This window comes from Mesorhizobium sp. M1163 (assembly GCF_040318415.1).
Taxonomy (GTDB): domain Bacteria; phylum Pseudomonadota; class Alphaproteobacteria; order Rhizobiales; family Rhizobiaceae; genus Mesorhizobium.
Map to the genome: position 1 here is coordinate 127,751 of NZ_JAMYMF010000012.1, position 23,835 is coordinate 151,585.

24 protein-coding genes and 1 tRNA gene are annotated in these 23,835 nt (G+C 63.4%); 19 read left to right on the forward strand and 6 right to left on the reverse strand.

Features of this window, described 5'->3' with window-relative positions; genetic code table 11:
* Window positions 1–135: 135 nt before the first annotated feature.
* From uxaC to recQ, 9 genes are all read left to right on the forward strand, one after another.
* Complete coding sequence (gene uxaC, locus NKH43_RS14140; protein WP_352494129.1) at window positions 136–1,545, forward strand: glucuronate isomerase; 1,410 nt, start codon at window positions 136–138, stop codon at window positions 1,543–1,545.
* Window positions 1,546–1,582: 37 nt separating this feature from the next.
* Window positions 1,583–2,560 (forward strand): TRAP transporter substrate-binding protein, encoded by a 978-nt coding sequence (locus NKH43_RS14145; RefSeq protein ID WP_352858700.1) that lies wholly within the window; start codon window positions 1,583–1,585, stop codon window positions 2,558–2,560.
* Between the two features lie 103 nt (window positions 2,561–2,663).
* Complete coding sequence (locus NKH43_RS14150; RefSeq protein WP_023719697.1) at window positions 2,664–3,191, forward strand: TRAP transporter small permease; 528 nt, start codon at window positions 2,664–2,666, stop codon at window positions 3,189–3,191.
* A 4-nt stretch (window positions 3,192–3,195) separates the two neighbouring features.
* The gene (locus NKH43_RS14155; protein ID WP_023719696.1) at window positions 3,196–4,476 is read left to right on the forward strand and encodes a TRAP transporter large permease; all 1,281 of its coding nucleotides are present in this window, start codon (window positions 3,196–3,198) and stop codon (window positions 4,474–4,476) included.
* Between the two features lie 10 nt (window positions 4,477–4,486).
* The gene (locus NKH43_RS14160) at window positions 4,487–5,263 is read left to right on the forward strand and encodes a FadR/GntR family transcriptional regulator (protein WP_352858702.1); all 777 of its coding nucleotides are present in this window, start codon (window positions 4,487–4,489) and stop codon (window positions 5,261–5,263) included.
* A gap of 28 nt (window positions 5,264–5,291) precedes the next feature.
* Window positions 5,292–6,149: a 5-dehydro-4-deoxy-D-glucuronate isomerase gene (kduI, locus tag NKH43_RS14165; protein ID WP_352858704.1), complete on the forward strand. Its 858-nt coding sequence runs from the start codon at window positions 5,292–5,294 to the stop codon at window positions 6,147–6,149.
* On the forward strand, window positions 6,146–6,913 hold the full coding sequence (kduD, locus tag NKH43_RS14170) for a 2-dehydro-3-deoxy-D-gluconate 5-dehydrogenase KduD (RefSeq protein ID WP_352480961.1): 768 nt from the start codon (window positions 6,146–6,148) through the stop codon (window positions 6,911–6,913). The genes kduI and kduD overlap by 4 nt, the downstream gene beginning before the upstream one ends.
* Before the next feature lie 24 nt (window positions 6,914–6,937).
* Entirely contained in the window at window positions 6,938–7,276 is a 339-nt protein-coding gene (locus tag NKH43_RS14175) for a cupin domain-containing protein (protein WP_352858706.1), read from the forward strand.
* A gap of 362 nt (window positions 7,277–7,638) precedes the next feature.
* The gene (recQ, locus tag NKH43_RS14180) at window positions 7,639–9,474 is read left to right on the forward strand and encodes a DNA helicase RecQ (RefSeq protein WP_352858707.1); all 1,836 of its coding nucleotides are present in this window, start codon (window positions 7,639–7,641) and stop codon (window positions 9,472–9,474) included.
* A 21-nt stretch (window positions 9,475–9,495) separates the two neighbouring features.
* Here recQ and NKH43_RS14185 read toward each other — a convergent pair whose 3' ends face one another.
* Window positions 9,496–9,750, reverse strand: a complete 255-nt coding sequence (locus tag NKH43_RS14185) for a hypothetical protein (protein WP_245278615.1) — start codon at window positions 9,748–9,750, stop codon at window positions 9,496–9,498.
* 197 nt (window positions 9,751–9,947) lie between these two features.
* Window positions 9,948–10,841 (reverse strand): alpha/beta fold hydrolase, encoded by an 894-nt coding sequence (locus NKH43_RS14190; protein WP_023719689.1) that lies wholly within the window; start codon window positions 10,839–10,841, stop codon window positions 9,948–9,950.
* Between the two features lie 743 nt (window positions 10,842–11,584).
* Between NKH43_RS14190 and NKH43_RS14195 the strand changes: the two genes are divergently transcribed.
* Together NKH43_RS14195 and NKH43_RS14200 are read left to right on the forward strand one after the other, a co-directional pair.
* Complete coding sequence (locus tag NKH43_RS14195) at window positions 11,585–12,184, forward strand: TetR/AcrR family transcriptional regulator (RefSeq protein ID WP_352494133.1); 600 nt, start codon at window positions 11,585–11,587, stop codon at window positions 12,182–12,184.
* Window positions 12,185–12,260: 76 nt separating this feature from the next.
* Complete coding sequence (locus NKH43_RS14200; RefSeq protein WP_352858709.1) at window positions 12,261–12,836, forward strand: DUF308 domain-containing protein; 576 nt, start codon at window positions 12,261–12,263, stop codon at window positions 12,834–12,836.
* Window positions 12,837–12,965: 129 nt separating this feature from the next.
* Here NKH43_RS14200 and NKH43_RS14205 read toward each other — a convergent pair whose 3' ends face one another.
* From NKH43_RS14205 to NKH43_RS14215, 3 genes are all read right to left on the reverse strand, one after another.
* On the reverse strand, window positions 12,966–13,814 hold the full coding sequence (locus tag NKH43_RS14205) for a DUF2182 domain-containing protein (protein WP_352858711.1): 849 nt from the start codon (window positions 13,812–13,814) through the stop codon (window positions 12,966–12,968).
* 9 nt (window positions 13,815–13,823) lie between these two features.
* A complete protein-coding gene (locus NKH43_RS14210) occupies window positions 13,824–14,462 on the reverse strand; it encodes a DUF1326 domain-containing protein (RefSeq protein WP_023719685.1) in 639 nt (212 codons plus the stop codon).
* A gap of 432 nt (window positions 14,463–14,894) precedes the next feature.
* Window positions 14,895–14,984 (reverse strand) — tRNA-Ser (locus NKH43_RS14215).
* 338 nt (window positions 14,985–15,322) lie between these two features.
* Between NKH43_RS14215 and NKH43_RS14220 the strand changes: the two genes are divergently transcribed.
* The 3 genes from NKH43_RS14220 to NKH43_RS14230 all read left to right on the forward strand — a co-directional run bounded on the left by NKH43_RS14220 (window position 15,323) and on the right by NKH43_RS14230 (window position 17,086).
* The gene (locus tag NKH43_RS14220; protein ID WP_352858712.1) at window positions 15,323–16,015 is read left to right on the forward strand and encodes a 50S ribosomal protein L21; all 693 of its coding nucleotides are present in this window, start codon (window positions 15,323–15,325) and stop codon (window positions 16,013–16,015) included.
* Between the two features lie 98 nt (window positions 16,016–16,113).
* On the forward strand, window positions 16,114–16,383 hold the full coding sequence (gene rpmA, locus NKH43_RS14225; RefSeq protein WP_023678077.1) for a 50S ribosomal protein L27: 270 nt from the start codon (window positions 16,114–16,116) through the stop codon (window positions 16,381–16,383).
* Between the two features lie 115 nt (window positions 16,384–16,498).
* Entirely contained in the window at window positions 16,499–17,086 is a 588-nt protein-coding gene (locus NKH43_RS14230) for a GNAT family N-acetyltransferase (protein WP_352858714.1), read from the forward strand.
* 10 nt (window positions 17,087–17,096) lie between these two features.
* Here the strand turns inward: NKH43_RS14230 and NKH43_RS14235 are convergent, their stop codons facing one another.
* Window positions 17,097–17,966, reverse strand: a complete 870-nt coding sequence (locus NKH43_RS14235; RefSeq protein WP_352858715.1) for an endonuclease/exonuclease/phosphatase family protein — start codon at window positions 17,964–17,966, stop codon at window positions 17,097–17,099.
* Between the two features lie 171 nt (window positions 17,967–18,137).
* Between NKH43_RS14235 and obgE the strand changes: the two genes are divergently transcribed.
* From obgE to NKH43_RS14260, 5 genes are all read left to right on the forward strand, one after another.
* Window positions 18,138–19,169, forward strand: a complete 1,032-nt coding sequence (obgE, locus tag NKH43_RS14240; RefSeq protein ID WP_023719681.1) for a GTPase ObgE — start codon at window positions 18,138–18,140, stop codon at window positions 19,167–19,169.
* Between the two features lie 2 nt (window positions 19,170–19,171).
* Complete coding sequence (gene proB, locus NKH43_RS14245; protein ID WP_023719680.1) at window positions 19,172–20,326, forward strand: glutamate 5-kinase; 1,155 nt, start codon at window positions 19,172–19,174, stop codon at window positions 20,324–20,326.
* Window positions 20,327–20,339: 13 nt separating this feature from the next.
* Window positions 20,340–21,626 (forward strand): glutamate-5-semialdehyde dehydrogenase, encoded by a 1,287-nt coding sequence (locus NKH43_RS14250; RefSeq protein ID WP_352480953.1) that lies wholly within the window; start codon window positions 20,340–20,342, stop codon window positions 21,624–21,626.
* Between the two features lie 249 nt (window positions 21,627–21,875).
* Window positions 21,876–22,463, forward strand: a complete 588-nt coding sequence (locus NKH43_RS14255) for a nicotinate-nucleotide adenylyltransferase (protein WP_031194203.1) — start codon at window positions 21,876–21,878, stop codon at window positions 22,461–22,463.
* A 72-nt stretch (window positions 22,464–22,535) separates the two neighbouring features.
* Complete coding sequence (locus NKH43_RS14260; protein ID WP_023719677.1) at window positions 22,536–23,825, forward strand: MFS transporter; 1,290 nt, start codon at window positions 22,536–22,538, stop codon at window positions 23,823–23,825.
* The last annotated feature ends 10 nt before the right edge of the window (window positions 23,826–23,835 follow it).

Below are 23,835 nucleotides of genomic sequence, written 5' to 3' on the forward strand. Positions count from 1 at the left end.
CAGGCGGCGTAACACCCGTTGCCGTCACGCACAATGGGCAATGGCCGACGAAAAGTCATCATACAACAACCCATTTTTTGTATGTTGACATTATTTCTTTCCAACCCTACCGATGTCCGGATTGGGAGGATTTACGTGGCCGCATTGACGGATCCAGATTTGCTGTTTGCCGCCGAGGCGCGCCCGCTTTCGCTGGCCCGCGATCTCTACGCCGCGGTCAAGGACCTGCCGATCGTCAGCCCGCACGGCCACACCGATCCGCGCTGGTATGCGCTCAACGAGGCGTTTCCCGATCCGGCGCAGTTGCTGATCGTGCCGGACCACTACATTTTCCGCATGCTGTTCAGCCAGGGTGTTCGGCTTGAGGAGCTTGGCGTGCCGACGCGTGACGGTTCGCCGGTGGAAACCGACGGCAGAACGATCTGGCGGCGCTTCGCCGAGCATTATTACCTGTTCCGCGGCACGCCGACCCGGCTGTGGTTCGACCATGTGCTCGCCCATCTGTTTGGTATCGACGAGCCGCTGAATGCCAAGACGGCCGACCGCCACTACGACACGATCGCGACGCTGCTGCAGTGGGAGAATTTTCGCCCGCGAGCGCTGTTCGAGCGCTTCAACATTGAGGTCATCGCGACGACCGAAGGCGCGCTCGACGATCTCAGATGGCACCAGATGATCCGCGACAGCGGCTGGGAGGGCCGCGTCGTCACCGCCTATCGGCCGGATGCGATCGTCGATCCCGACTTCGAAGGCTTTTCGGCCAATCTCGACCGGCTTGGCGAGATCACCGGCTGCGACACCGGCAATTGGGCCGGCTATCTCGATGCGCATCGCCAGCGGCGCGCCTTCTTCAAGAGCTTTGGCGCGACTTCCTCCGATCACGGCCATCCGACGGCCGAAACCGCCAATCTCTCGGATGCCGCCGCCGAGGAGCTGTTCAACCGCATCCGCCGGGGCTCGAACGACGAGCGCGAGCGAAAGCTGTTTCGCGCCCAGATGCTGACCGAGATGGCCAAGATGAGCCGTGACGACGGGCTGGTCCTGCAAATCCATCCCGGCTCCTGGCGCAATCATTCGCCGGCTGTCTTTCAGAAGTTCGGCAGGGACAAAGGCTTCGATATCCCGACTCGAACCGATTATGTGACGGCGTTGAAGCCGCTGCTCGACTGTGTCGGGCTGGAGCGCGATCTCACCATCATCCTGTTCACCCTCGACGAGACCAGCTATGCGCGCGAGCTGGCGCCGCTCGCCGGTGTCTACCCGGCATTGAAGCTCGGGCCGGCCTGGTGGTTCCACGACAGCCCCGAAGGCATGCGCCGGTTCCGCGAGATGACCACCGAAACGGCCGGTTTCTACAACACCGTCGGTTTCAACGACGACACCCGCGCCTTTCCATCCATACCGGCCCGCCATGATGTGGCGCGCCGGGTCGATTGCGCATATCTGGCGCGTCTCGTCGCCGAGCATCGGCTCGGCGAGGACGAGGCGCACGAGCTGGCGCAGGAACTTGCCTATACGCTCGCGAAAAAGGCGTACCGGCTCTAACGGCGCTTGCCGCCATCGTTCAAACGGGAGGAAACCAATGCTGCATTTTTCAAGACGGGCGGGAGCTACGCTACTTGCCGCCGCACTGCTGGCCGGAACGGCAAGCGCCCAGACGGTCCTGCGCTCGTCTGACACACACCCGGACGGCTATCCGACGGTCGAGGCGGTCAAATATTTCGGCGAGCTCGTGAAAGAGCGCACGGCCGGCCGCTATGTGGTCGAACTCTATCCTTCCGCGCAACTCGGCGAGGAAAAGGACACGATCGAGCAGGTGCGCACCGGCGTGATCGATCTCAACCGCGTCTCGATGGCGCCGTTCAACGGGCTCATCCCGGAGACCACCGTACCCTCGCTGCCCTACATCTTCCGTTCGGAAGACCATATGCACAAGGTCATGGACGGGGCGATCGGCGACCAGATCGCGGCGGCGTTCGACCAGGTCGGGCTGGTGCTGCTCGCCTTTTACGATGGCGGCTCGCGCTCCTTCTACAATTCGAAGAAGCCGATCAACACTGTAGCCGACATGGCCGGCATGAAGTTCCGCGTCATCCAGTCCGACATCTTCGTCGATATGGTGGCGGCACTCGGCGCCAACGCGACGCCGATGCCGTATGGCGAGGTGTATTCGGCGATCGAGACCGGGGTGATCGACGGTGCGGAGAACAATTTTCCGAGCTACGACACCGCCAAGCACGCGGAAGTCGCCAAATACTATTCGCTCGACGAGCACACGATGGTGCCGGAAGCCTTCGTCATGGCGAAGTCGAGCTGGGACAAGCTGACGCCGGAAGACCAGGCGATCTTCAAAGCGGCCGCCAAGGAGAGCGTCGCCAAGCAGCGCGAGCTGTGGACCGCCAAGGTCAAGGAATCGCGCGCCAAGGTCGAGGCGGCCGGTTCGCAGATCACGACGCCGGATAAGCAGCCCTTCATCGACGCGATGGGCCCGGTCTACGAGAAGCACATCAAGGACGACAAGCTGAAGGCCATGGTCGAAGCCATCAAGGCCGTGCAGTGATCAAGCGGCGGCGCGGACATCCCGCGCCGCCGTCCTCTTGCGGAGAAAACCGGTGACTTCCAGCCTAAAACCAAGACCGCTCCTGTCCGGCGTCGCGCAAGTGATGTCGCGCGTCAGCACGGCGGCGCTGTCGATCGCCGGCATCGGGCTGGTGCTGATGACCGCCTTCGTCGCCTGGCAAGTGTTCGGCCGCTATGTTCTGAATCGTTCGCCGAGCTGGACCGAGCCGGGCTCGGTGATGCTGATGAGCTGGTTCATTTTCCTCGGCGCTGCCGTCGGCGTGCGCGAGAACTATCATCTCGGCTTCGACGTCCTGCTCTACGTGCTGCCAAAAGGCGGCAAGCGCTGGCTGCGGATGATTTCGGACCTCGTCGCGCTCGCCTTCGGCATCGGCATGATCTGGTATGGCAGCCAGCTGGTCGCATTGACCTGGGGCTCTGTCTTGCCGTCACTCGGCATATCGGGGGGCTGGGACTATGTCCCGCTTGTCGCGGGAGGCGCGCTCATCGTGCTCTTCACGCTGGAGCGCATCGTGCTTCGCCTCTCCGGCGCGCCGATCGACGATGCCCTCGATGAATTGCCGCCGGCCGAAGTCGCAGCCGAACTCGACACCGCCAACGTGAAGGTCTGACGCCATGGAACTGTGGATTCTCTTCGGCGTCTTCACCCTGCTGATGCTTATCGGCACGCCGATCGCTTTCTGCCTCGGCGTCGCAAGCCTGGCCACCGTCCTCTATATGGGCCTGCCGCCGCTGATCGTCTTCCAGCGCCTGAATTCCGGCATGAGCGTCTTTTCGCTGCTGGCCATTCCGTTTTTCATCTACGCCGGCGACTTGATGGTGCGCGGCGGCATCGCCAGCAAGATCGTTGCCTTCGCCGGCTCGCTCGTCGGCCATTTGCGCGGCGGCCTCGGGCAGGTCAACATCGCGACCGCTACACTATTCGGCGGCATTTCGGGCTCCGCGGTGGCGGAGGCAGCCGCGGTGGGCGGCCTGATGATCCCGCAGATGAAGGCGCGTGGATATGGAGCGGACTACGCCGTCAACGTCACGTCGATGGCGGCGCTGATCGCGCTGCTGCTGCCGCCGTCGCACAACATGATCATCTACGCGATCTCGGCAGGCGGAAAGATCTCCATCGCCGATCTGTTCACGGCCGGCATCATCCCGGGCCTGCTGCTGGCCCTGTCACTGATGGTCACCGCTTATTTCGTGGCGCGCTCCCGCGGCTATCCGACCGAGCCGTTTCCGGGCTTCACCGCGGTCGCGCATCTTTTCGCCGTCGCGGTGCCCGGCCTGCTGCTGATCGCGATCATCTTCGGCGGCGTACGATCGGGCGTCTTCACGGCCACCGAGAGTTCCTGTATCGCCGTCATCTATGCGCTGCTCGTGACCGTCTTCGTTTACCGGCAGATGACCTGGGAAGGGTTCGTTCATGCCACCCATGGCGCCGTGCGCACCACGGCCATGGTGCTGCTTATCATCGGCATGGCGGCGGCATTCTCGTGGCTGATGGCCTTCCTGAAAGTACCGGCAGCGCTGATAGCCTCCATGAACGCGATCTCGGACGATCCGCTGGTCGTGCTTCTGCTGCTCAACCTCTTGATGCTGTTCCTCGGCACGTTCATGGACATGGGGCCGACGATCATCATTTGCACGCCGATCTTCCTGCCCGTGGCGCAGGCCTACGGCGTCGATCCGGTGCATTTCGGCGTCATCATGATCCTCAATTTCGGCATCGGGCTGAACACGCCGCCGGTGGGCGCAGTGCAGTTCGTGGCGTGCGCAGTGGGCAAGATATCCGTCTGGGAATCGATGCGCTCGATCTGGCCGTTCTATGGCGCAGGCCTCGTGGTGCTGGCGCTCGTCACTTACATTCCAGCCATTTCGCTATGGCTGCCGAGCGTCTTCAAATAGGGGTTGCGACATGGCATCGGACACCGCAGTCGGGCTCCGCGTCGAACGAAGACCGAAGCTTTCGGAAACCGTCGTCGCCGCGATCCGCAAGCAGTTGCAGGCGGGCGAGATCCAGCGTGGGCAAAAGCTGCCGACCGAGGGCCAGTTGACTGAAACCTTCGGGGTCAGCCGCACCGTGATACGCGAGGCGCTGGCCAAGCTTGCCGCGGACGGCCTGGTCGAGCCGCGCCAAGGCGCCGGCGTCTTTGTCACCGAGCATATCTCGACAGCGTTCGGGGCTCTGGCAGCGGAGATGGGCAGCAAGGATTCAATTGCCCTCAACGTGCTCGAAGTCAGGTTGGCGATCGAGATCGAATCCGCCGGGCTCGCCGCCCTCCGCCGTAACGCCGCACAGGAAGCGGCGATCCAGGAAGCCTTCTTCGAGTTCGAACGGCTGCTCCTCAACAGCGAGCCGACGGGACCGGCCGACCTCGCCTTCCACCGCGCAATCGCCAGCGCCACCAACAATCCGTTCTATGTCGAGATGCTCGATGTGCTCGGCCGGCGCGCCATCCCTTGCGATGTGACCTCGCCCTGGTCGACCGAATTCGCGCAGTCCGACGCCTACCAGCGCGGCCTGCAGCGCGAACACCTGATGATCCTTAATGCCATCTCGGCAGGCGATGCCGAGGCGGCACGGGAGGCGATGCGCGCGCATCTCGGTGCCAGCCAGCAGCGCTATCGCGAACGCCTGCACGCGCGTCAGGTGTTTTATGCCGACTCGGTCAAGGCCGCGGCAACTGAATAAGCAATTGAGGCAGCTCCATGGGACAGCAATGAATCACACTGACAATCATACGGATTTCACCTCGCGCTTTGCCATCGATCCTGTTTCTGCCGCGGCGATGGGCACGGACGAACTGCGTCACAATTTTCTGATCGAGGACTTGTTCCAGCCCGGCCGTATCAGCCTGACCTACACCCATTACGACCGCATGATCGTCGGCGGTGCCATGCCCGCCGGCGCGCCGCTGCCGCTGCAGGCGATCAAGCCAACCGGGACCAAGAATTTTCTCGACCGCCGCGAGATGATCATCGTCAACATCGCCGGTGCAGGCGTCGTGAAAGCCAGAGGCCAATCCTACGAGCTGCAGGCGCGCGACATGCTCTATCTAGGCATGGGCACCGATGAGGTGTCGTTCGCTGCGACCAATCCGGCTGAGCCGGCTAAGTTCTACCTGCTAAGCGCGCCGGCGCATCAGAGCCATCCCAACCGGCTGATCTGCATCGGCGATGCCAAGCGGCTCGATCTCGGCAGCCAGGCGACCTCCAACGAGCGCTCGATCTTTCAGTTCATCCATGCCGACGGCGTGAAGACCTGTCAGCTGGTCGTCGGCATGACCCAGCTTGCCCCCGGTTCGGTCTGGAACACCATGCCGTGCCATGTGCATGACCGGCGCATGGAGGCCTATCTCTATTTCGACCTGCCGGAGACGGCGCGGGTGTTTCACTTCATGGGCGAACCGGACGAAACGCGTCATCTCGTCGTGCGCAACGAGGAGGCGGTGCTGTCGCCGGGATGGTCGATCCATTCGGGCGCCGGCACCTCGAACTACGCCTTCATCTGGGCGATGGCCGGCGACAATGTCGACTATACCGATGTCGACCTGGTGGCGATGGAGGAGCTCAAGTGAGCGACCTCTCGGCCTTCAGCCTTGCCGGCAAGCGTATCCTCGTCACCGGCGCCAATACCGGCATCGGCCAGGGCATCGCCGTGTCGATCGCGCGTGCCGGCGGCGCGGTCGTCGGCGTCGGTCGCTCGGCGATGGACGAGACGGCGGAGAAGATTGCGGCGGCCGGCGGACGCTTCGAGGCGGTCCGCTGCGACCTTGGCGATGATGCCGCCGCCCAGGCGATGCTTGACCGCGTCTGGGACGATACGGGGCCGCTCGACGGCCTGGTCAACAATGCCGGCATCATCCGGCGTGCCGATGCGGTCGACTTGACCGAAGCCGACTGGGACGACGTCATCGGCGTCAACCTCAAGACGGTGTTCTTCCTCAGCCAGAGTTTTGCCAGGCGCGTGCTTGCCGACCCGGGACGGCGTGGCAAGATCGTCAACATCGCTTCGGTGCTGAGTTTTCAGGGTGGCATCCGCGTCGCCTCCTACACCGCCTCCAAACATGGCGTGCTCGGCATCACCCGACTGCTCGCCTGCGAATGGGCGGCAAAGGGCATCAACGTCAACGGCATTGCGCCAGGCTATATCGAGACCAACAACACCGAGGCGCTGCGTGCCGATCCCGACCGCAGCGCTTCGATCCTGGCGCGCATTCCGGCCGGGCGCTGGGGCGCGCCGGAAGACATCGGCGACGCAGCCGTCTTCCTGCTGGCGCCGGCGTCGAACTATATGCACGGCGCGGTGATGCCGGTGGACGGTGGCTGGCTGGCGCGATGAACAACAAAAGATGAGAGTTTGGCGATGACCGGAACCAAGATCTTCTCGCATGCCGGCGAGGGTGCGTGGACGCCGACGCCGGATGGCAATCGCAGGCGCGTGCTCCTGCACACGGACGAACTGATGATGGTCGAGTTCGCCTTCGACAAGAGCGGCGTCGGCGCGCTGCATTCGCATCCGCATGTCCAGGCGAGCTACGTCGCCGAAGGCCGCTTCGAGGTCACCATCGACGGCAGGACCGAGATCTTGGAAACCGGAAGCAGCTTCATCGTTCCTTCCAACCTGGTCCATGGCGTCAAGGCACTGGAGGCGGGACGACTGGTCGACAACTTTACGCCGCCCCGCGCCGATTTCCTCGACTGAGCTGCGGGCCCGAAGATCAGGCTGTCAGTTCTCGGAACGAAAAACCCGCGCCTCCGGAGAGACGCGGGCGTGTTGCCTGGGCGCTTGTGGCGCCGCGGTACTCAAAACATCACCGCAGAACCTGAACCTGCCGAATGATGGTGAAGATAGGATTAACCGCTCCGAGGCGGCGCGATATTCACAGCCAAGGCGAATAGGGGCTGGAACGACGGTCTGATATCGGCCAATGAGAGAGAAGTTCGCTTCAGGCGGTGCCGAGGACAGGACCAGAGGGGTCGATAAATGTTCGAATCTGCTGTCCAGGCAATCACCCGGCGATTCGCCGGGGAATTTCGGCAGGCCGTGTCCGCGAAAGTTCTGTAATGCAGATTGCGGCAAGCATCCCGGCAGAGAATTCCAAGCGGCGCGTCCTGAAGGATGTCTTCGGCTTCGATGATTTTCGTCTCGGCCAGGCGGCCGTGATGGAGGCGCTGCTGGCCGGGCATCATGTACTGGCCGTCATGCCGACGGGTGCGGGCAAATCGCTCTGCTACCAGGTCCCGGCGCTGGTGCTGGGCGGGCTCACCATTGTCGTTTCGCCGCTGGTAGCGCTGATGCAGGACCAGGTCGCCGCATTGCGCCTTGCGGGTGTGGCGGCCGATACGATCAATTCCTCGCTCGACCGCGATGCCAATGTCGCTGCATGGCGCCGCGTCGCGGCAGGGCAGACACGGCTGCTCTATCTTGCGCCGGAGCGGCTGATGACCCCGCGGATGCTCGAGGCGTTGACCAAGCTCGATGTCCGGCTGATCGCCATCGACGAGGCACATTGTATCTCGCAATGGGGACCGGCGTTCCGGCGCGAATACGAAGAATTGTCGCGGCTGCGCGGCATCTTCCCCGATGTGCCGATCATTGCGCTGACGGCGACTGCGGACGAGACGACGCGCACCGACATTGCCGCGCAACTGTTCGACGGGCGCGTCGATACCGTGGTGCTCGGCTTCGACCGACCGAACATCAAGCTAGGCATCGAGCCCAAGCAGGACAGCAAGCGCCAATTGCTGAATTTCGTGCAGCGCCATGCCGGCCGAAGCGGGATCGTCTATTGCCTGTCGCGCAAAAAGACCGACGAGATGGCGGCGTTCCTCGAGCGGAACGGCGTACGCGCGCTCGCCTATCATGCCGGCATGAGCAAGGACGCGCGTGAAGCGAATCAAAACGCTTTCATGACCTTGTCCGGGGTGGTGATGGTGGCGACCATCGCCTTCGGCATGGGGATCGACAAGCCGGACGTCGCCTATGTCTTCCACACCGACCTGCCGGGCAGCTTGGAAGCCTACTATCAGGAAATCGGGCGGGCGGGCCGCGACGGGCGGGCGGCCGAGGCGCATATGCTCTTCGGTCTCGGCGACATCCGTATGCGCCGGCTTTTCATCGACGACGAGGGCGCACCGGCGGAGCACAAGAGGCGCGCGCATGGCCGGCTCGATACGTTGATCGGCTATTGCGAGACGGCGCAATGCCGCCGCCAGATCCTGCTTGGCTATTTCGGCGAAAGTGCTTCGCCTTGCGGCAATTGCGACAACTGCCTCGACCAGGCGCCGCATGCGGATGGCGACGCCGAGGCGCGGATCATCCTGGCAGCGATCACACAGACCGGCGAGCGCTTTGGCGCTGCCCACGTTGTCGATGTCCTGCTCGGCCATGAGACCGAGAAGGTCCTGGCCAGGAACCACCACAGGCTTGCCAGCTTCGGCACCGGTGTGGCGCATAAGAAGAGTCTCTTGCTGTCGCTGCTTCGCCAACTCGTCGCGGGAGGGTTCCTGACATTGGACTCAGCCGGCCATGGCGGCCTCGCCGTCGCCGAGAAAGGCCGTGAACTCGCCCGGGGCGAGGCTTCATTCCGGTATCGCGTGGACGCGCGCCAGTCATCGCGAGGCAAGATACGTCCTGTGGATACCGCAGCAGACACGGAAGGTCTGGATTCGGCGCTGCTGGCCGCGCTCAAGGCGGTACGGCTGCGTCTTGCCCGGGAACGCCAAGTGCCGGCCTTCGTGATCTTTTCGGATCGTACGCTGATCGATATGGCCGAACGCTGCCCGCGTGATCTGGACGCCTTCGCCGCGGTCAACGGCGTCGGCGCCGCCAAGCTCAAGGATTTCGGCGAGATATTCCTCGGCGCGATCGCTGCGCATCAGTCCGGTGTGGCGGGCTGAAGACCCACTTCAGTGACGCAATCAGCACCTGCTTCGTCTCGCAGCCGCAATCGCAGCCTCCTGCTGCCGCAAGCGCTCGATCTTCGCGCTCTGGCGGGCAGCGACGGTCGAGGCGACACGCTGCCCTCCCCACAGCCAATCCGGAATGTTGGTGTGGACGACTTTGCCGCGAGCGATGGCTGTTGCCGACATCTCGTCAGCGACCGTGCCGATCGCCACGTTGAGCTCGACGCAACTCATCTTGTCGTATTTCGCAGCATCAAAGGATGCAGGCAAAGGCGATGCACAACTTCCGACAAACATCAGGCTGCATATCACAGGCGTGGCCGTGGAGATCGGCTTCATTCTCTTATCAAGCACGTTGATGCCGGACAGACGAATATCGGAGGATGCTCGACCTGGGGCCGCGAAGCACTCCCGAGGTTCCGCGTAACTGAAGCATGTGACCTCTACAACCCTCTGTCCTGACCGTCCTATTTGTCCTCGAAGAATTCCGAGAGAACCGCTGCTATCGTGTCGGGGTGCTCTTCTGGGAAAAAGTGCCCGCCTTGGACAGCGCGTCCTTCCACTCTGTCAGCCCATTTCCTCCAGATAGCCAGCGGCCCGCCTTCTTGCGCATACCAGTTCTCCAGGGCGCCTTCGCCACTCCATAGCGCCATTAGCGGGCACTCGATGCGACGACCGTTTGCCTGGTTCAGCGCGTCATGTTCACGATCGATCGTCGCAGCGGCGCGATACTCTTCGCAGATCGCATGAATATGCGCGGGATCGCGAAGCGCATCAACATAGGCGTCCCTGACCTCTTTGGAGACCATTTTCGTCGACGATCCCCATTGCGTTATTGCATCGTCGACGACTGCATCGGGAGCCGCGCCGATCAGACGTTCCGGCAGGGGCTCCGGCTGGGCAAGCAGGCTCCAGGGCCAGAAGCCGAGCGCCAGTCTGGCATCCGCCCGATCCCATGTTGCGGCGGTGGGGACGATGTCGAGGACGGCGATTTTGAGCACTTTGTCGGGATGGTCGAGCGCCAGGCGATAGGCAACCCGCCCGCCGCGATCATGCCCGGCAACCATGAACCGCTCAAACCCCAGCTGCTTCATGGCTTGAACCATGTCGCCGGCCATGGCGCGCTTGGCGTATTGGCTATGATCGGCAGAGGAAACCGGGCATCCGCTTTGGCCATAGCCTCGAAGGTCGGCGGCGACCACCGTGAAGCGGGGCGCCAAGGCTGCGGCGATATCCCTCCACATCAGATGCGTCTCTGGAAAACCGTGAAGAAGCAGCAGCGGTGGACCGGTGCCCCCGACCCTTGCGAAAATGGTCGTATAGTCCAGTCGCAAGCTGGTGGCTCTGAAACCTGCAAACACCGTCAGCCTCCTCCGGCGCCGTCAGACAAACTCTCTAAGGGCGCTAACGGTCGCCTGAGGCGAAAACCCCGGCCGCGATGGCCAGGGTTCAAGCCGGCCAATTGCTAGAATCGAAACCAGACCCAGACGCGCCTGCGGAAGCACCGCCTGCGCCGATAGCCATTCCGCCAGTAAACGCGACAGACCCTTCTCCAAGCACGCCGGCGGCGCCGGCGCGGCCGGTGCCACCGGCGATGATAGACTGGTTGCAACTCTGCTTGAGTTTCGTCGTCGTCGAAGGTCTCGACATCCGGCGCCTCGAGTTCATCGAGAATGCCGCTTCTGGCAGTTGGAACGCCGGCCACTGCGTTGATTGGCCGAACTGTGCTTGCAAGGGCCGCGGCCCCGGCAATGCCAAACATTCCTGTCAAAAATAGTCGCCGATCCATGGAAACCTCCCGATCTCAACCAGCGATAGAGCAAGGCTAACGATGGGGAGATAGCGCGGTCGGTGCAAACGCCCAGATCCGCGCGGCGATTAGCCGTGGTCCGGTCGGCCGGAGGGTGTTGCCTTCTCGTCGAAGTGGGACGGCTACTTCGATCGACAAACACCGGACGCTTTTTTGAATTGATGGCGGCCGAGACACAAGGAACATCGAATAACGTCTACGCCATAGCCACCCAATTCCACGCTACTGCTCTCTCTTTGGTCGTTGCGTTGCAAGAGGGCTTGACTGCCATCCTACCAGAAGGTAGGTAAGGGGATGGGCAACGTGTCTACTACCTCCGACGACATCCTGGCTTGTGCGCGTTCTCTGATCGTCGCTGGCGGCTACAACGGTTTCAGTTATGCCGACATCGCTGATGTGGTCGGGATTCGTAAGGCGAGCATCCATCACCATTTCCCAAGCAAGGTCGATCTGGTCCGAACGCTGGTTGCGCGGTATCGGGAAGAAGCTGAAGCGGGGATGGCGAATCTCGAACTTCAGGTCTCCGATCCGCTCGAACAGCTTCAGGACTACGCTGGCTATTGGGAAGTCTGCATCGCGGATGCCAGCGCTCCGTTTTGTATCTGCGCGCTGTTGGCAAGCGAACTCCCCGTGCTGCCCGAGGAAGTTGGCCTTGAGGTCCGGGCGCATTTCCGCTCCCTGTCGGCTTGGCTGACATCCGTGCTGGAGCGCGGTGCGCGGCTCGGCCGATTCCAACTGATGGGTGCCCCTCGTGCCGAGGCTGAAGCGTTCATGGCGACTGTCCACGGCGCGATGCTTTCGGCGCGGGCCTATGGCGATCCGAAGATATTCGCCGTCGTGACACGCCCGCTCCTGGAGCGGCTCGCTCCGCGTTCCCTCCAGATACAATCCTAAGACCTCAACTAACCATCGCCGTAACGGCTCTGCGACGTTCGTCGAGAGCCCTACCTACTAGTCGAAAGGACATCCAATGACGGTTCACAATAGCGATCTTTCCCGCGCCAGCCAGGAACAATGGCTCAAGCTCTATTACTTCGCACGGACGGCGGTCTCGGCTGTCTGGGTGGCGGCTGCCTTTACAGTGGGACAGAATTCCGGGGTGGTGGCGGCGGTTTTGCTCGTGGCTTATCCTGCATGGGATGCCCTCGCCAATTTTGTCGACGCATCGCGCAGCGGAGGATTGGGACAGAATCGCACCCAGACCATCAACGTCGTGGTCAGCGCGGCGACAACGCTCGCGGTCGTTGTTGCGCTGAAGATGAGCATGAATTGGGTGCTTGGGGTGTTCGGCCTATGGGCGATCCTGTCTGGCCTGCTTCAACTCGGCACCGCGGTCCGCCGTTGGAAGAGCTCTGGCGCGCAGTGGGCGATGATCCTGAGCGGAGGGCAATCAGCACTGGCAGGCACGTTTTTCATCGCGCAGGCGCGGATGCCGATGCCGCCATCCATCACCAACGTGGCCGGCTATGCCGCAGTAGGCGCCCTCTACTTCCTGGTTTCGGCGGTGTGGCTGAGTGTGAGCCAATTGCGGCGGAAGGCTGCATAGCCCGCCATCTTGAGCCATCACCGACCCGATCAGAGGGCTGCCAGCTGCTAGTATCGGTTCGCCAAACACAACGACCCGCCCTTATCCTTAAGGACCGATATGTTTGGAATTTCACCACCCGGCTGGGGGCTAGCCGCTCATCCAAGGCATCTCGATCGCGCCGAACGATACAGCGATCCCGAGGGCCATCAGCGCAATGCCCAAAGCAACTTCGAAGCGGCGGCCGCGCTGCAGCAGCTTCTCGACGAAGACGACCAGCGTCAACAGCAGCATCCAGGCGACGCTCATGATGCCCACCGCGACCAGCACGGCAAACAGCGCCCAGCAGCAACCAAAGCAATAGAGCCCGTGCCGCAGCCCCATCTCGAGTGCGCCAACCCGCCCGTCGCGCCAATGCTGCGCAACGAAAGCGAGCGGCGAACGGCAATGGCTGAGGCAAATGTGCTTGAGGGTCGTGAATTGGTAGAGTCCGGCGACGCCAAGCGTGATACCGAGCGCGAGCGGCGCCCATTTCGAACGCTGAGGCGGATCGAGGCTGGTCGCAAACTCGCTTCCGAACTGGACCAGGACATACACGAGAAGGCCCGCCGCCGCCCAGACGAGCATGTAACCCGCGACGAATATCCACGTCGGGATGGCAACGTGCTGTTCGCGCATGGCCTGCGCCGCCGCGAACATAAAGATCATGGGCGCGGCCGCCGGCAGCATCATGGCAGCCATCATCACCGTCCATACAGCAAGAAAGGCGGCGGCGCCGGCGAGTGACCAGCCGTCGGCGGCAATTCCGGCCATCGCCATGCCGGCCATGCCTTCCATACCCTCCATCCCGCCGCGCACCGCAATGCCCATAGGCATATCCATGCTGAGGGTCAGCGCCCACGCCGCCGCTGTTAGCACGACGAGCGATGCGAGAAGGCCGAGCGGCATGCCACGCAAATTCCGGAGCCGCGGCGATTTCCCGGGGAACGCGTCAGGCATCGGCACGTCCTAGTTCGGGCCGGTCCAGTCGAACGGAATGTGTTTGCTCGAGCGCGCCGTGCCCGTCCAGTCGAGCCCGAAGCCTTTGGTGCTCACCTCGACCGAACGCCCCCAGGTGGCAACCTGGCCCGGGCCGACCTCCGAGCCCGGCGGGTTGATCGTCTGCACCCGCTTGCCGGGTGGTGTTGTGGGACCTGAAAGCGCTTCCGCATGCCCGACGACGAGGCCAGGAATCTCGACCCGCCAGGTGGCAAGGTCGCCCGCCACCTCGAAAGTGATCGGCACGAACTCCATGCCACGCATCTCGCCGATGTTGGCGGCAAAACCCGCCGGCCAGCCGCCAGCCTGCCCGCCGAAGATCGCCTGCAGGGCTTCACGTTGCCGCTCGTTCGCCTTCTCGTCGAGGTACATGCCCATCACGGCCTTTGCCTCGCCGGCCCATAGATTGCCTTCGAACTCGCCGAGCGCCACCAGCGACAGGCCGTCGAGCTTCACGTCGCCATACTGACCCTCGCGTACATGCCAGGCGAGCACGCCCTGGCAGTGATTGCCGGTCGGCCGCTGGGCGAACTCGCAAGGGCAAGGGATGTCGCAGCTGCAGATGTCGAACCAGTCGCCTGCAAGCCGCCATTGAGGCACTGCATTCATGGCTCTTCCTCCCGGAATGTAGCGCCATTTATACGTCGAAGGCGGGGCGCACTCCAGCAGTTAGTGCATCACTCGGTGATTTTTGGTGAACTTGCCGACCCAGACACAAGTCACCGCGTTGATCAGCAACTGCTCGCGACGGAACCCAGCCACCATCCAATGCGACCACGAAAGTGGTTTCTTGCTCCGTTCCATGTGCTCGATGAGGTCGTGGGTAGGTTCGCGACGGGTCGATCACCAAATACACGATCCAGCTGACGCTCGCTTGACCCACATTGCGAACCGACAACCTTCCGCAACACCGCTCGGTTGCTTGGTCAACGACCTAGCGGGCCAAGGGTTAACGCCGGGCTGCAATTGAGCTCCGCGGCCTCACGAGCATTTATGGCTGAGTTCGGCAGGCAAAAATCAAAAAAATGAAATTAGGATCACTGGCGGAGAGGGAGGGATTCGAACCCCCGATGGGCTTGCACCCATGCCGCATTTCGAGTGCGGTGCATTCGACCACTCTGCCACCTCTCCGCGGTCATGGTCCGCCGTTGCCGGCGCGGCGCACTAGATAACGGCTGGACAGGCAGGTTACAAGGGCCAATCTGCCCCGGCGCCGCAGGTTCCCGTCCGTGCTGCGTTCAAAGCTGCGGTGCCCGATGTTCCATGTTTGCCGGACTGGGCTCAGCCCATTCGCAGCTTGCCCGCGGCGCTTGCCTTGACTCAAGCCGAACCTTCGGTTAGGGACAGCGCGCAATCGGCGTGGAGGGATCTTCCGCGCCGCTTGTTTTTTGAACCCGCAGACTGACAAAAAGACGGCCGAACCGCCTCAGGCGGTTCATCAAGGCCGACCGAACAGCGAAAGGCAAAAAATGTTCGCAGTCATCAAAACGGGCGGCAAGCAGTATCGCGTTGCCGCCAACGATCTCCTGAAGATCGAAAAACTCGAAGCCAATGTCGGCGACATCGTCGAAATCGGCAATGTGCTCGCGCATGGCGAAGGCGAGAACGTCACGTTCGGCGCGCCGTTCGTCGATGGTGCGATGGTCACCGCCGAAGTCGTCGAGCAGGGCAAGAACCGCACGGTCATCGCCTTCAAGAAGCGTCGCCGGCAGAATTCGCGCCGCAAGATCGGCCATCGCCAGCTTTTGACCACTGTCAGGATCGCCGAGATCCTGCTGGGTGGCGCCAAGCCGGCGAAGAAGACCGCCGCCAAGACCGAAGCGAAGGCCGAAGTTGCCGCCAAGACCGAGGCGAAGGCTGAAGCTGCGCCGAAGGCCGCAGCCAAGGCAGGGGCTGCGCCGAAGAAGGAAGGCAAGGCCGAGGCAAGTGAAGCCGCCGCGCCGTTGTTCAAGGCGCCGAAGGGCGAGCCGGATGACCTGACGGTGATCAAGGGCATCGGCCCGGTTGCCGCCGGCCAGCTCAACGAACAGGGCATCACCACCTTCGCCCAGATCGCCAAGCTGTCCGACAAGGATGTCGCCAAGATCGACGAGCACATGCCGTTCAGCGCCGACCAGATCAAGGACTGGCGCGAGCAGGCCAAGGAATTGGCGAAGAAGTAGAACGAACCGGCGCAATCGTCGCCGGATCGGACTTGAAACGGAACGCGAACGCGTTCATAAGATCGTTTAGGCGCCTTGCGGCGCATCGGAGTAGTTAGATGGCACACAAGAAAGCTGGCGGATCGTCGCGCAATGGTCGCGACTCCCATTCCAAGCGGCTCGGCGTGAAGAAGTTCGGCGGCGAAGCCGTGATTCCGGGCAACATCATCATTCGTCAGCGTGGCACGACGTGGCATCCCGGCACCAATGTCGGCATTGGCACGGACCACACGCTGTTTGCGCTGGAAGCTGGCGCAGTCACCTTCAACAAAAAAGCCAATGGCCGAACCTACGTATCGGTGAACCCGATGACGAAGGCAGCGGAGTAGCCGGTTCCGCAAGAGAACACCGGCACCCATCTCGGGACCGGTGTCTGGCCAAGCCAGGAAATGGATCAGGGGAGATGGGTTTCCATCTCCCCTTTTTCTTGCCTGGAGGACTGACATGGTTGCCGAAGCGGAAGTGATAGACGACGAAAGTTACGCGATAGATTGCCCGGTCCTGGTCACCGAGCGGCTGGTCATGCGGGCCCCGCGTGAAAGCGACGTCGAGCAATTGGTGGCGCTCGCCGATAACCGCCATGTCGCGGAAATGCTGGCCCGCATGCCGCATCCCTATGGCGAGGCCGAGGCACGCGCTTTCCTGGCCATGACGGCATCGCGCCGGGCCGGAATCGCCTATGCGTTGACGCTGGCCGGCACCGAGACCTTCGTCGGCTGTGCCGGGCTCAACACCACGGATCGCGGGCTGGAGCTCGGCTATTGGATCGGCGAGCCGTACTGGAAACGCGGCTACGCGACGGAGGCAGCGCACGCACTGGTCGACCTTGCCTTCCAGAGAACCACGATCCAGGTGCTGCACGCCTCGACGCGGGTGATCAATCCGGCCTCGCGCCGGGTCATCCACAAATGCGGCTTCCAGTATGCCGGCCAGGGCATGCTGAATTCGATCGTTGCCGGCCAGGTGCCGGTCGAGCGCTACCGCCTCGATCGCAAGACCTGGACCAGCCTCAGGAATTGGGTGCATTTTTGATGGATGCGGCTCACGCCATCTCGACCCAGACCGGCAAGTGATCCGAACCGGCCGCTTGCCGGTCGACCCACAGGCGCCTCAGCGATTTGGTAAGCGAGGCGCTGGTGAAGATGTAGTCGATGCGCTTGTGGCGGCTGGCATCGCCCGGCCGCTTGGGGTCGACCCAGGTGACGAGATCGGCGCCGGCCGCGCCGAGGCGCGCGGCGGCATCGACGGCGAGGTCGGCGGTCACCGGCATGCCGAATTCATGGTCAGGCTGGCCGGCGAGTTCGACGTGTTCCGGCGATCCGGCGAGCATGTTGAAGTCGCCCATGACGACGAAGGCTTCGGGACAAGGCAAGTCCGGTAAGCCGATCTCGGCGACGCCGGAGAGCCAACCGCCCTTGAGCGGGTAGTTCAACAGGCGTTCGCGCAGAAAGCGGATCTGGCTCAGGCGTTCGACCGGGCTGCGATGGTCGAGATGAGTGGAATAGAAGCGGACGAAGCCAAGCGGCGTTTCGATCAGCGCCTCCAGCGCGCCGCGCTGGAAGTTCATCGCGTCGAAACTGCGGCTGCGCGGCAAAAGGAGATTGCGCGACAGATGGATCGGCGTTCTCGACAGCACCATGTTGCCGAGCTGGAAGGTGGTCGTGATGGCGCGGCCGTTCTCCAGGCGCGATCCGGCGTCGGCTTCGAAATTGCTGCCGTAGACGGCAAAATAGTCGGGCAGCGCCTCGCCGAGCTCGGCCACCATGTCGCGGCCGCCATTCTTCGGGTTGGCGCGGGTGACCTCCTGCAGCGCGATCACGTCGGCGCCGCGCACCGCATCGGCGATGCGACCGACATCATAGCGGCCGTCGAGGCCGATGCCGTAGTGGATATTGTAAGTTACCAGCTTCATTCCGACATCTCGCGCTTGGAAAGCCGAAGATCGATTTTCGGCAAGGGTCAACCAAATGCTACGCGTCCAGAGATACGCACGACGTTACAGTAGCAAAAACGGCCCTCGCCCTTCGACCCGCCTTGCTTTAGAGCAATCCCGCAAAGCCAATAGCAGAAACCATACAATCCGATGAAATTTCTCGATCAAGCCAAGGTCTACATCCGCTCCGGCGACGGCGGCGCCGGTTCGGTGTCGTTCCGGCGCGAAAAGTTCATCGAGTTCGGCGGCCCGGACGGCGGCGACGGCGGCCGCGGCGGCGATGTCTGGGTGGAGGCGGTCGACGGACTAAACACGCTGATCGACTATCGCTACCAGCAGCATTTCAAGGCCAAGACCGGGACGCACGGCATGGGCCGCAACATGACCGGCGCCAAGGGTGCCGACGTGACGCTGAAAGTGCCGGCCGGAACACAGGTCTTTGCCGAGGACAATGAGACGCTGATCTGCGATCTGACGGTCGTCGGCCAGCGCTTCCTGTTGGCCAAGGGCGGCAATGGCGGCTTCGGCAACCAGCATTTCAAGACCTCGACCAACCAGGCGCCGCGCCGCGCCAACCCCGGACTGCCGGGCGAAGAGCTCAATATCTGGCTCAGGCTGAAGCTGATCGCCGATGCCGGCCTGGTCGGGCTGCCCAATGCCGGCAAGTCGACCTTCCTGGCGGCCGTCACCGCGGCCAAGCCGAAGATCGCCGACTATCCCTTCACCACGCTGCATCCGGGCCTTGGCGTGGCCCGCATCGACGGGCGCGAATTCGTCATTGCCGACATTCCCGGCCTGATCGAAGGCGCGCATGAAGGCGTCGGCATCGGTGACCGCTTTCTCGGCCATGTCGAACGCACGCGCGTCCTTCTGCACCTCGTCTCGGCGCAGGAAGAAAATCCGGGCAAGGCCTACAAGACCGTGCGCGCCGAACTCGACGCCTATGGCAACGGGCTGACCGACAAGGTCGAGATCGTCGCTCTTTCGCAGGTCGACATACTCGATGCCGACGCACGCAAAAAGAAGGCCGCCTCGCTGAAACGCGCCGCCGGCCGCGCGCCGATGCTGCTTTCGGCAGTCACCGGCGAGGGCGTCGAGGCGGTGTTGCGCGCGCTGATGGCTGTAGTGGCGGAGGCGCGCGAAGCTGTCGCTGCGCCGGTCGAGACGCGCTGGAACGCATAGCCATGGCCGCGCAATCGCTGAAAAATTATCGGCGCATTGCCGTCAAGATCGGCTCGGCGCTGCTTGTCGACCGCACGACGGGCCTGAAGCGCGACTGGCTGGCCTCGCTTGCCGACGACATCGCCGTGCTGGCCAATGGCGGCGCCGAAATTCTCGTTGTGTCTTCCGGTGCGATTGCACTTGGCCGCACCATCCTCGGCCTCGGCAAGCGGGCGCTGAAGCTCGAGGAGAGCCAGGCGGCGGCCGCCGTCGGGCAGATCGCCTTGGCCGGCGCCTGGTCGGATGCGCTCGGCAAGAATGGTTTGAAATCGGGCCAGATCCTGTTGACGCTCGGCGACACGGAAGAGCGCCGCCGTTATCTCAACGCGCGGGCGACGATCTCGACGCTGCTCAAGATGAAGGCGGTGCCGGTCATCAACGAGAACGATACGGTGGCCACCTCCGAAATCCGTTATGGCGATAACGACCGGCTGGCGGCGCGCGTCGCCACCATGATGGGCGCCGACCTTTTGGTGCTGCTCTCCGACATTGACGGGCTCTACACGGCACCGCCTGCGCGTGACCCGCACGCTCGGTTCATTCCGATCGTCGACCGCATCACCCCCGACATCGAGGCGATGGCGGGTGCCGCCGCTTCGGAATTGTCGCGCGGCGGCATGCGCACCAAGCTCGATGCCGGCAAGATTGCAACCGCCGCCGGCACCGCCATGATCATCACATCAGGCACGCGGCTGTCGCCGCTGCTGGCAATCGAGCGCGGCGAGCGCGCCACCTTCTTCCGGCCGAGCAGCAGCCCGGTCAAAGGTTACAAGACCTGGATCGCCGGGCAGCTCGAACCGGCTGGCCGGCTGACCGTCGATGCCGGCGCCATCGGCGCGCTGCTCTCCGGCAAGTCGCTGCTGCCGGCCGGCGTCAAATTGGTCAGCGGCAATTTTGCGCGTGGCGACACGGTGGCGATCCTATCGCCCGAGGGCCGCGAGATAGCGCGCGGGCTGGTTGCCTATGATGCCGCCGATGCCGTAAGGATCGCTGGGCTGAAGACGACCGAGATCGAAACCGTGCTCGGCTACGAGGCGCGTTCGGCGATGATCCACCGCGACGACCTTGTGGTGAGCCATGCCGGTGGTGAGCAAGTAGTCGGTGACCAGGTTACATAGCGGAGGATGAGCCATGCTGACGCTGCATGAAAAATCCCGGGATGACACCGTCGCGCTGATGGCCGATATCGGCCGCCGCGCGCATGCCGCGGCCCGACCGCTGGCCATCGCAGCGGCCGAGCGCAAGCACAAGGCGCTGGTCGGCATGGCTCAGGCGATCCTTCGGCATGAGCAGGATATCCTCGACGCCAACGCAATCGACATCAGAAATGGCGAGGAGGCTGGCCTATCGGCAGCGTCGATGGATCGGCTGAAGCTCGATCCCGTCCGCATCCGCGCCATGGCAGACGGCATCAGCGAGATCGCCGAGTTGCGCGACCCAATCGGCGAAATCATTGCTGGATGGGACCGGCCGAACGGGTTGCACATCGAACGGGTGCGCACGCCGCTAGGCGTCATCGGCGTCATCTATGAGAGCCGGCCGAACGTGACCGCCGATGCCGGTGCGCTCTGCCTCAAGGCGGGCAATCCGGTGATCCTGCGCGGCGGCTCGGATTCAGCGAATTCTTCCGCCGCGATCCATGCCTGCCTGGTCGAGGGGCTGAAGGCAGCCGGGCTGCCGGAGGATGCCATACAATTGGTGCCGACCACCGATCGCGCCGCCGTCGGCGAAATGCTGAAAGGGCTTTCCGGCAATCTCGAGGTCATCATTCCGCGCGGCGGCCGCAGCCTGGTCGAGCGTGTGCAGAAGGAGGCGCGGGTGCCGGTCTTCGCCCATCTCGAGGGCATCTGCCATCTCTATATCGACCGATCGGCTGATCTCGACATGGCGGTCAAGATCGCGGTCAATGCCAAGATGCGGCGCACCGGGGTGTGCGGCGCTGCCGAGACGCTGCTGGTCGACCGTGCCGTCGCCGTCACGCACCTGGTGCCGATCCTCGAGGCCCTACGGGCGGCAGGATGCGAGATCCATGCCGATGCCGAGGTGCTGAGGCTTTATGCCGATGCCCAGCCCGCGACCGATGCAGACTGGGTGACCGAGTATCTCGACGCGATCATCGCTGTGAAGCTGGTCGACGGCATTGGCGGCGCGATCGAGCATATCGAGACGTTCTCCTCGCATCACACCGAGGCGATCGTCGCCGAGGACGCCACAGCGGTCGACCGGTTCTTCAACGAGGTCGATTCGGCGATCCTTCTGCACAACGCCTCGACCCAGTTTGCCGATGGCGGCGAATTCGGCATGGGCGCCGAAATCGGCATCGCCACCGGCAAGATGCATGCCCGCGGACCAGTCGGCGTCGAGCAACTGACGTCGTTCAAATATCGTGTACGCGGGTCGGGACAGGTGAGGCCTTGAAGCTTTGTGTTCAAAGAACCTGAAGCCTTGCGCCCAGCCACCCCCCTCTGTCCTGCCGGACATCTCCCCCTCAAGGGGGGAGATCAGCTCTCGTTCGCGATTTCGCCAATTGCCGGGCGGGCAGAATTCAAGCTGTCATTGAAGCTGACAATCTCCCCCCTTGAGGGGGAGATGCCCGGCTGGGCAGAGGGGGGTGCCTGACGCATGCTTGCCTTGTCCGAACATGCCATATCCTCCCGTTACCTCAAGATGCCGCATGCCGGGAAAGGCGTGGCGGTCGGGCTGTTTGGCGGTTCGTTCAATCCGCCGCACGCCGGGCATGCGCTGGTCGCCGAGATCGCACTCAGACGCCTTGCTCTCGACCAGCTGTGGTGGATGGTGACGCCCGGCAATCCGCTCAAGAACGCTGGTGAACTTGCGCCGCTGGCCGAGCGGCTGCAGCTGTCTGAAAAGATCGCCAAGAACCCGAAGATCAAGGTCACCGCCTTCGAGGCGGCCCACCACGTCCGCTTCACCGCCGACACGCTGGCGTTGGTCAAGGCGCGTAACCCTGGCGTCGATTTCGTCTGGATCATGGGGGCCGATTCGCTTCGCGACTTCCACCGCTGGCAGCGCTGGCGCCGTATCGTGATGACGTTCCCGATCGCGGTGGTCGACCGGCCAGGTGCGACGCTGTCGTTCCTGTCGTCCGTGGTCGCCAAGACTTTCGACTATGCCCGCGTCGACGAAGGCGACGCACCGCGGCTCGCCCGCATGAACGCGCCGGCCTGGACCTTCATCCACGGCCCGCGTTCGTCGCTATCGTCGAGCGCGATCCGCAATGTGGCAAAGGGCTGAGCGGGCGGAAGGCAAGTCCAGCCATGTCGCATTTGCCGCTGCCTTGACCTGCTTGATGGGCGATCCTCGGTCATGACGATTCTCGAGCGCGACCAGGACAAGAACGGTCTAGGGCAGCCGGCGCCCTCGATCGCCATTGCCAGCATCCTCTTGTCGATGGCGCTGATCGCCGTCGGCAATGGGCTCATGTTCGCCTATATCCCAGTCCGGCTCGGCGCCGAGGGCTTCGATCCGACTTGGGCGGGGCTGATCGTCACCGGCCTTTCGGCTGGCGGCCTCGCTGGCTGCATCCTGACCGGGCCGCTGGTGCGGCGTGTCGGCCATGCCCGCGTGTTCATGGTACTGTCGGCGCTGATCGTGCTGTCCAACGCCGCGGTCGGCGCCGGGCCGCACCCATTACCATGGATCGCTGCACGGGCGCTCTACGGCTTTGCCATATGCGGCCTGTTCATTGTCGCGCAGAGCTGGCTGAACGATGTCGTCGCAAACGCCATCCGCGGCCGGGTCATGGCTATCTTCTACGTTGCCTATGTCGCCGGACTCGGCGTCGGCTATTCGACGCTGGCGTTGATCGATATCCGCGCGGCCGATGCGCCGCTGATCGGCATTGCCTTCACCGCGCTGTCGATCCTTCCCGTCGGGCTGACGCGGCTCGCGCAGCCACCGGCGCCGCAAGCGGCGTCGGTGGCGCTCGGCCGCGCCTGGCGAATCTCGCCGGTCGGCGTTGCCGGCATGCTTGCCGTCGGCGGCCTGTCGATGACGATTTCGGGTTTTGCGCCAATCCATGCCACCGCCAGAGGCTACAGCCAGGCCGACGTCGCCTTGCTGCTTTCGGCAATGCCGGTCGGCACGCTGATCCTGCAGATTCCCCTCGGCTGGATTTCCGACCGCACCGACCGGCGCTTTGTGCTGATCGCGGCGTCGGCGCTTGCCGCCGCGGCGGGCCTGTTTGCACTGGGTTTCGACGGTGGCGCTCTGGCGACGCTGCTCGTCATCTACGTGGTCTGGGACGGCGCCTCGGAATCGATCTATTCGCTGGCCAGCGCCCATGCTGGCGACCGCGCCGGCAAGGACGACATGGTGGCGCTGTCGAGCTCGCTCTTGTTTGCCTGGTCGCTGTCCGGCTTCGTCGTGCCCGGCATTGTGACCGGGCTTTCCGCCATCTATGGCACGCAGGCCTTCATCTATGTGGCAATCGTCATTGCCGCCGCCTACTGCTTGTTCGTTCTCTGGCGCGTCGGCATGGTGCGGCCCGTGCCCGCCACCGAGACCGGCAGTTTCGCGCCGATGACGGCGCAGGCGCCGTTGCCTGTCGATCTCGCCTTCGCGCCCGAAGATCAGCGCGGGCGCGGAGAGCTTTGAGGGCCATCTG

Bases quoted from the DNA above. Each gene is read 5' to 3' on its own strand.
- NKH43_RS14145 (WP_352858700.1), top strand. From the start codon at position 1,583: ATGCTGCATTTTTCAAGACGGGCGGGAGCTACGCTACTTGCCGCCGCA.
- NKH43_RS14150 (WP_023719697.1), top strand. From the start codon at position 2,664: ATGTCGCGCGTCAGCACGGCGGCGCTGTCGATCGCCGGCATCGGGCTG.
- NKH43_RS14155 (WP_023719696.1), top strand. From the start codon at position 3,196: ATGGAACTGTGGATTCTCTTCGGCGTCTTCACCCTGCTGATGCTTATC.
- NKH43_RS14160 (WP_352858702.1), top strand. From the start codon at position 4,487: ATGGCATCGGACACCGCAGTCGGGCTCCGCGTCGAACGAAGACCGAAG.
- kduI (WP_352858704.1), top strand. From the start codon at position 5,292: ATGAATCACACTGACAATCATACGGATTTCACCTCGCGCTTTGCCATC.
- NKH43_RS14175 (WP_352858706.1), top strand. From the start codon at position 6,938: ATGACCGGAACCAAGATCTTCTCGCATGCCGGCGAGGGTGCGTGGACG.
- recQ (WP_352858707.1), top strand. From the start codon at position 7,639: ATGCAGATTGCGGCAAGCATCCCGGCAGAGAATTCCAAGCGGCGCGTC.
- NKH43_RS14195 (WP_352494133.1), top strand. From the start codon at position 11,585: ATGGGCAACGTGTCTACTACCTCCGACGACATCCTGGCTTGTGCGCGT.
- NKH43_RS14200 (WP_352858709.1), top strand. From the start codon at position 12,261: ATGACGGTTCACAATAGCGATCTTTCCCGCGCCAGCCAGGAACAATGG.
- NKH43_RS14205 (WP_352858711.1), bottom strand. From the start codon at position 13,814: ATGCCTGACGCGTTCCCCGGGAAATCGCCGCGGCTCCGGAATTTGCGT.
- NKH43_RS14210 (WP_023719685.1), bottom strand. From the start codon at position 14,462: ATGAATGCAGTGCCTCAATGGCGGCTTGCAGGCGACTGGTTCGACATC.
- NKH43_RS14220 (WP_352858712.1), top strand. From the start codon at position 15,323: ATGTTCGCAGTCATCAAAACGGGCGGCAAGCAGTATCGCGTTGCCGCC.
- rpmA (WP_023678077.1), top strand. From the start codon at position 16,114: ATGGCACACAAGAAAGCTGGCGGATCGTCGCGCAATGGTCGCGACTCC.
- NKH43_RS14230 (WP_352858714.1), top strand. From the start codon at position 16,499: ATGGTTGCCGAAGCGGAAGTGATAGACGACGAAAGTTACGCGATAGAT.
- NKH43_RS14235 (WP_352858715.1), bottom strand. From the start codon at position 17,966: ATGAAGCTGGTAACTTACAATATCCACTACGGCATCGGCCTCGACGGC.
- obgE (WP_023719681.1), top strand. From the start codon at position 18,138: ATGAAATTTCTCGATCAAGCCAAGGTCTACATCCGCTCCGGCGACGGC.
- proB (WP_023719680.1), top strand. From the start codon at position 19,172: ATGGCCGCGCAATCGCTGAAAAATTATCGGCGCATTGCCGTCAAGATC.
- NKH43_RS14250 (WP_352480953.1), top strand. From the start codon at position 20,340: ATGCTGACGCTGCATGAAAAATCCCGGGATGACACCGTCGCGCTGATG.
- NKH43_RS14255 (WP_031194203.1), top strand. From the start codon at position 21,876: ATGCCGCATGCCGGGAAAGGCGTGGCGGTCGGGCTGTTTGGCGGTTCG.
- NKH43_RS14260 (WP_023719677.1), top strand. From the start codon at position 22,536: ATGACGATTCTCGAGCGCGACCAGGACAAGAACGGTCTAGGGCAGCCG.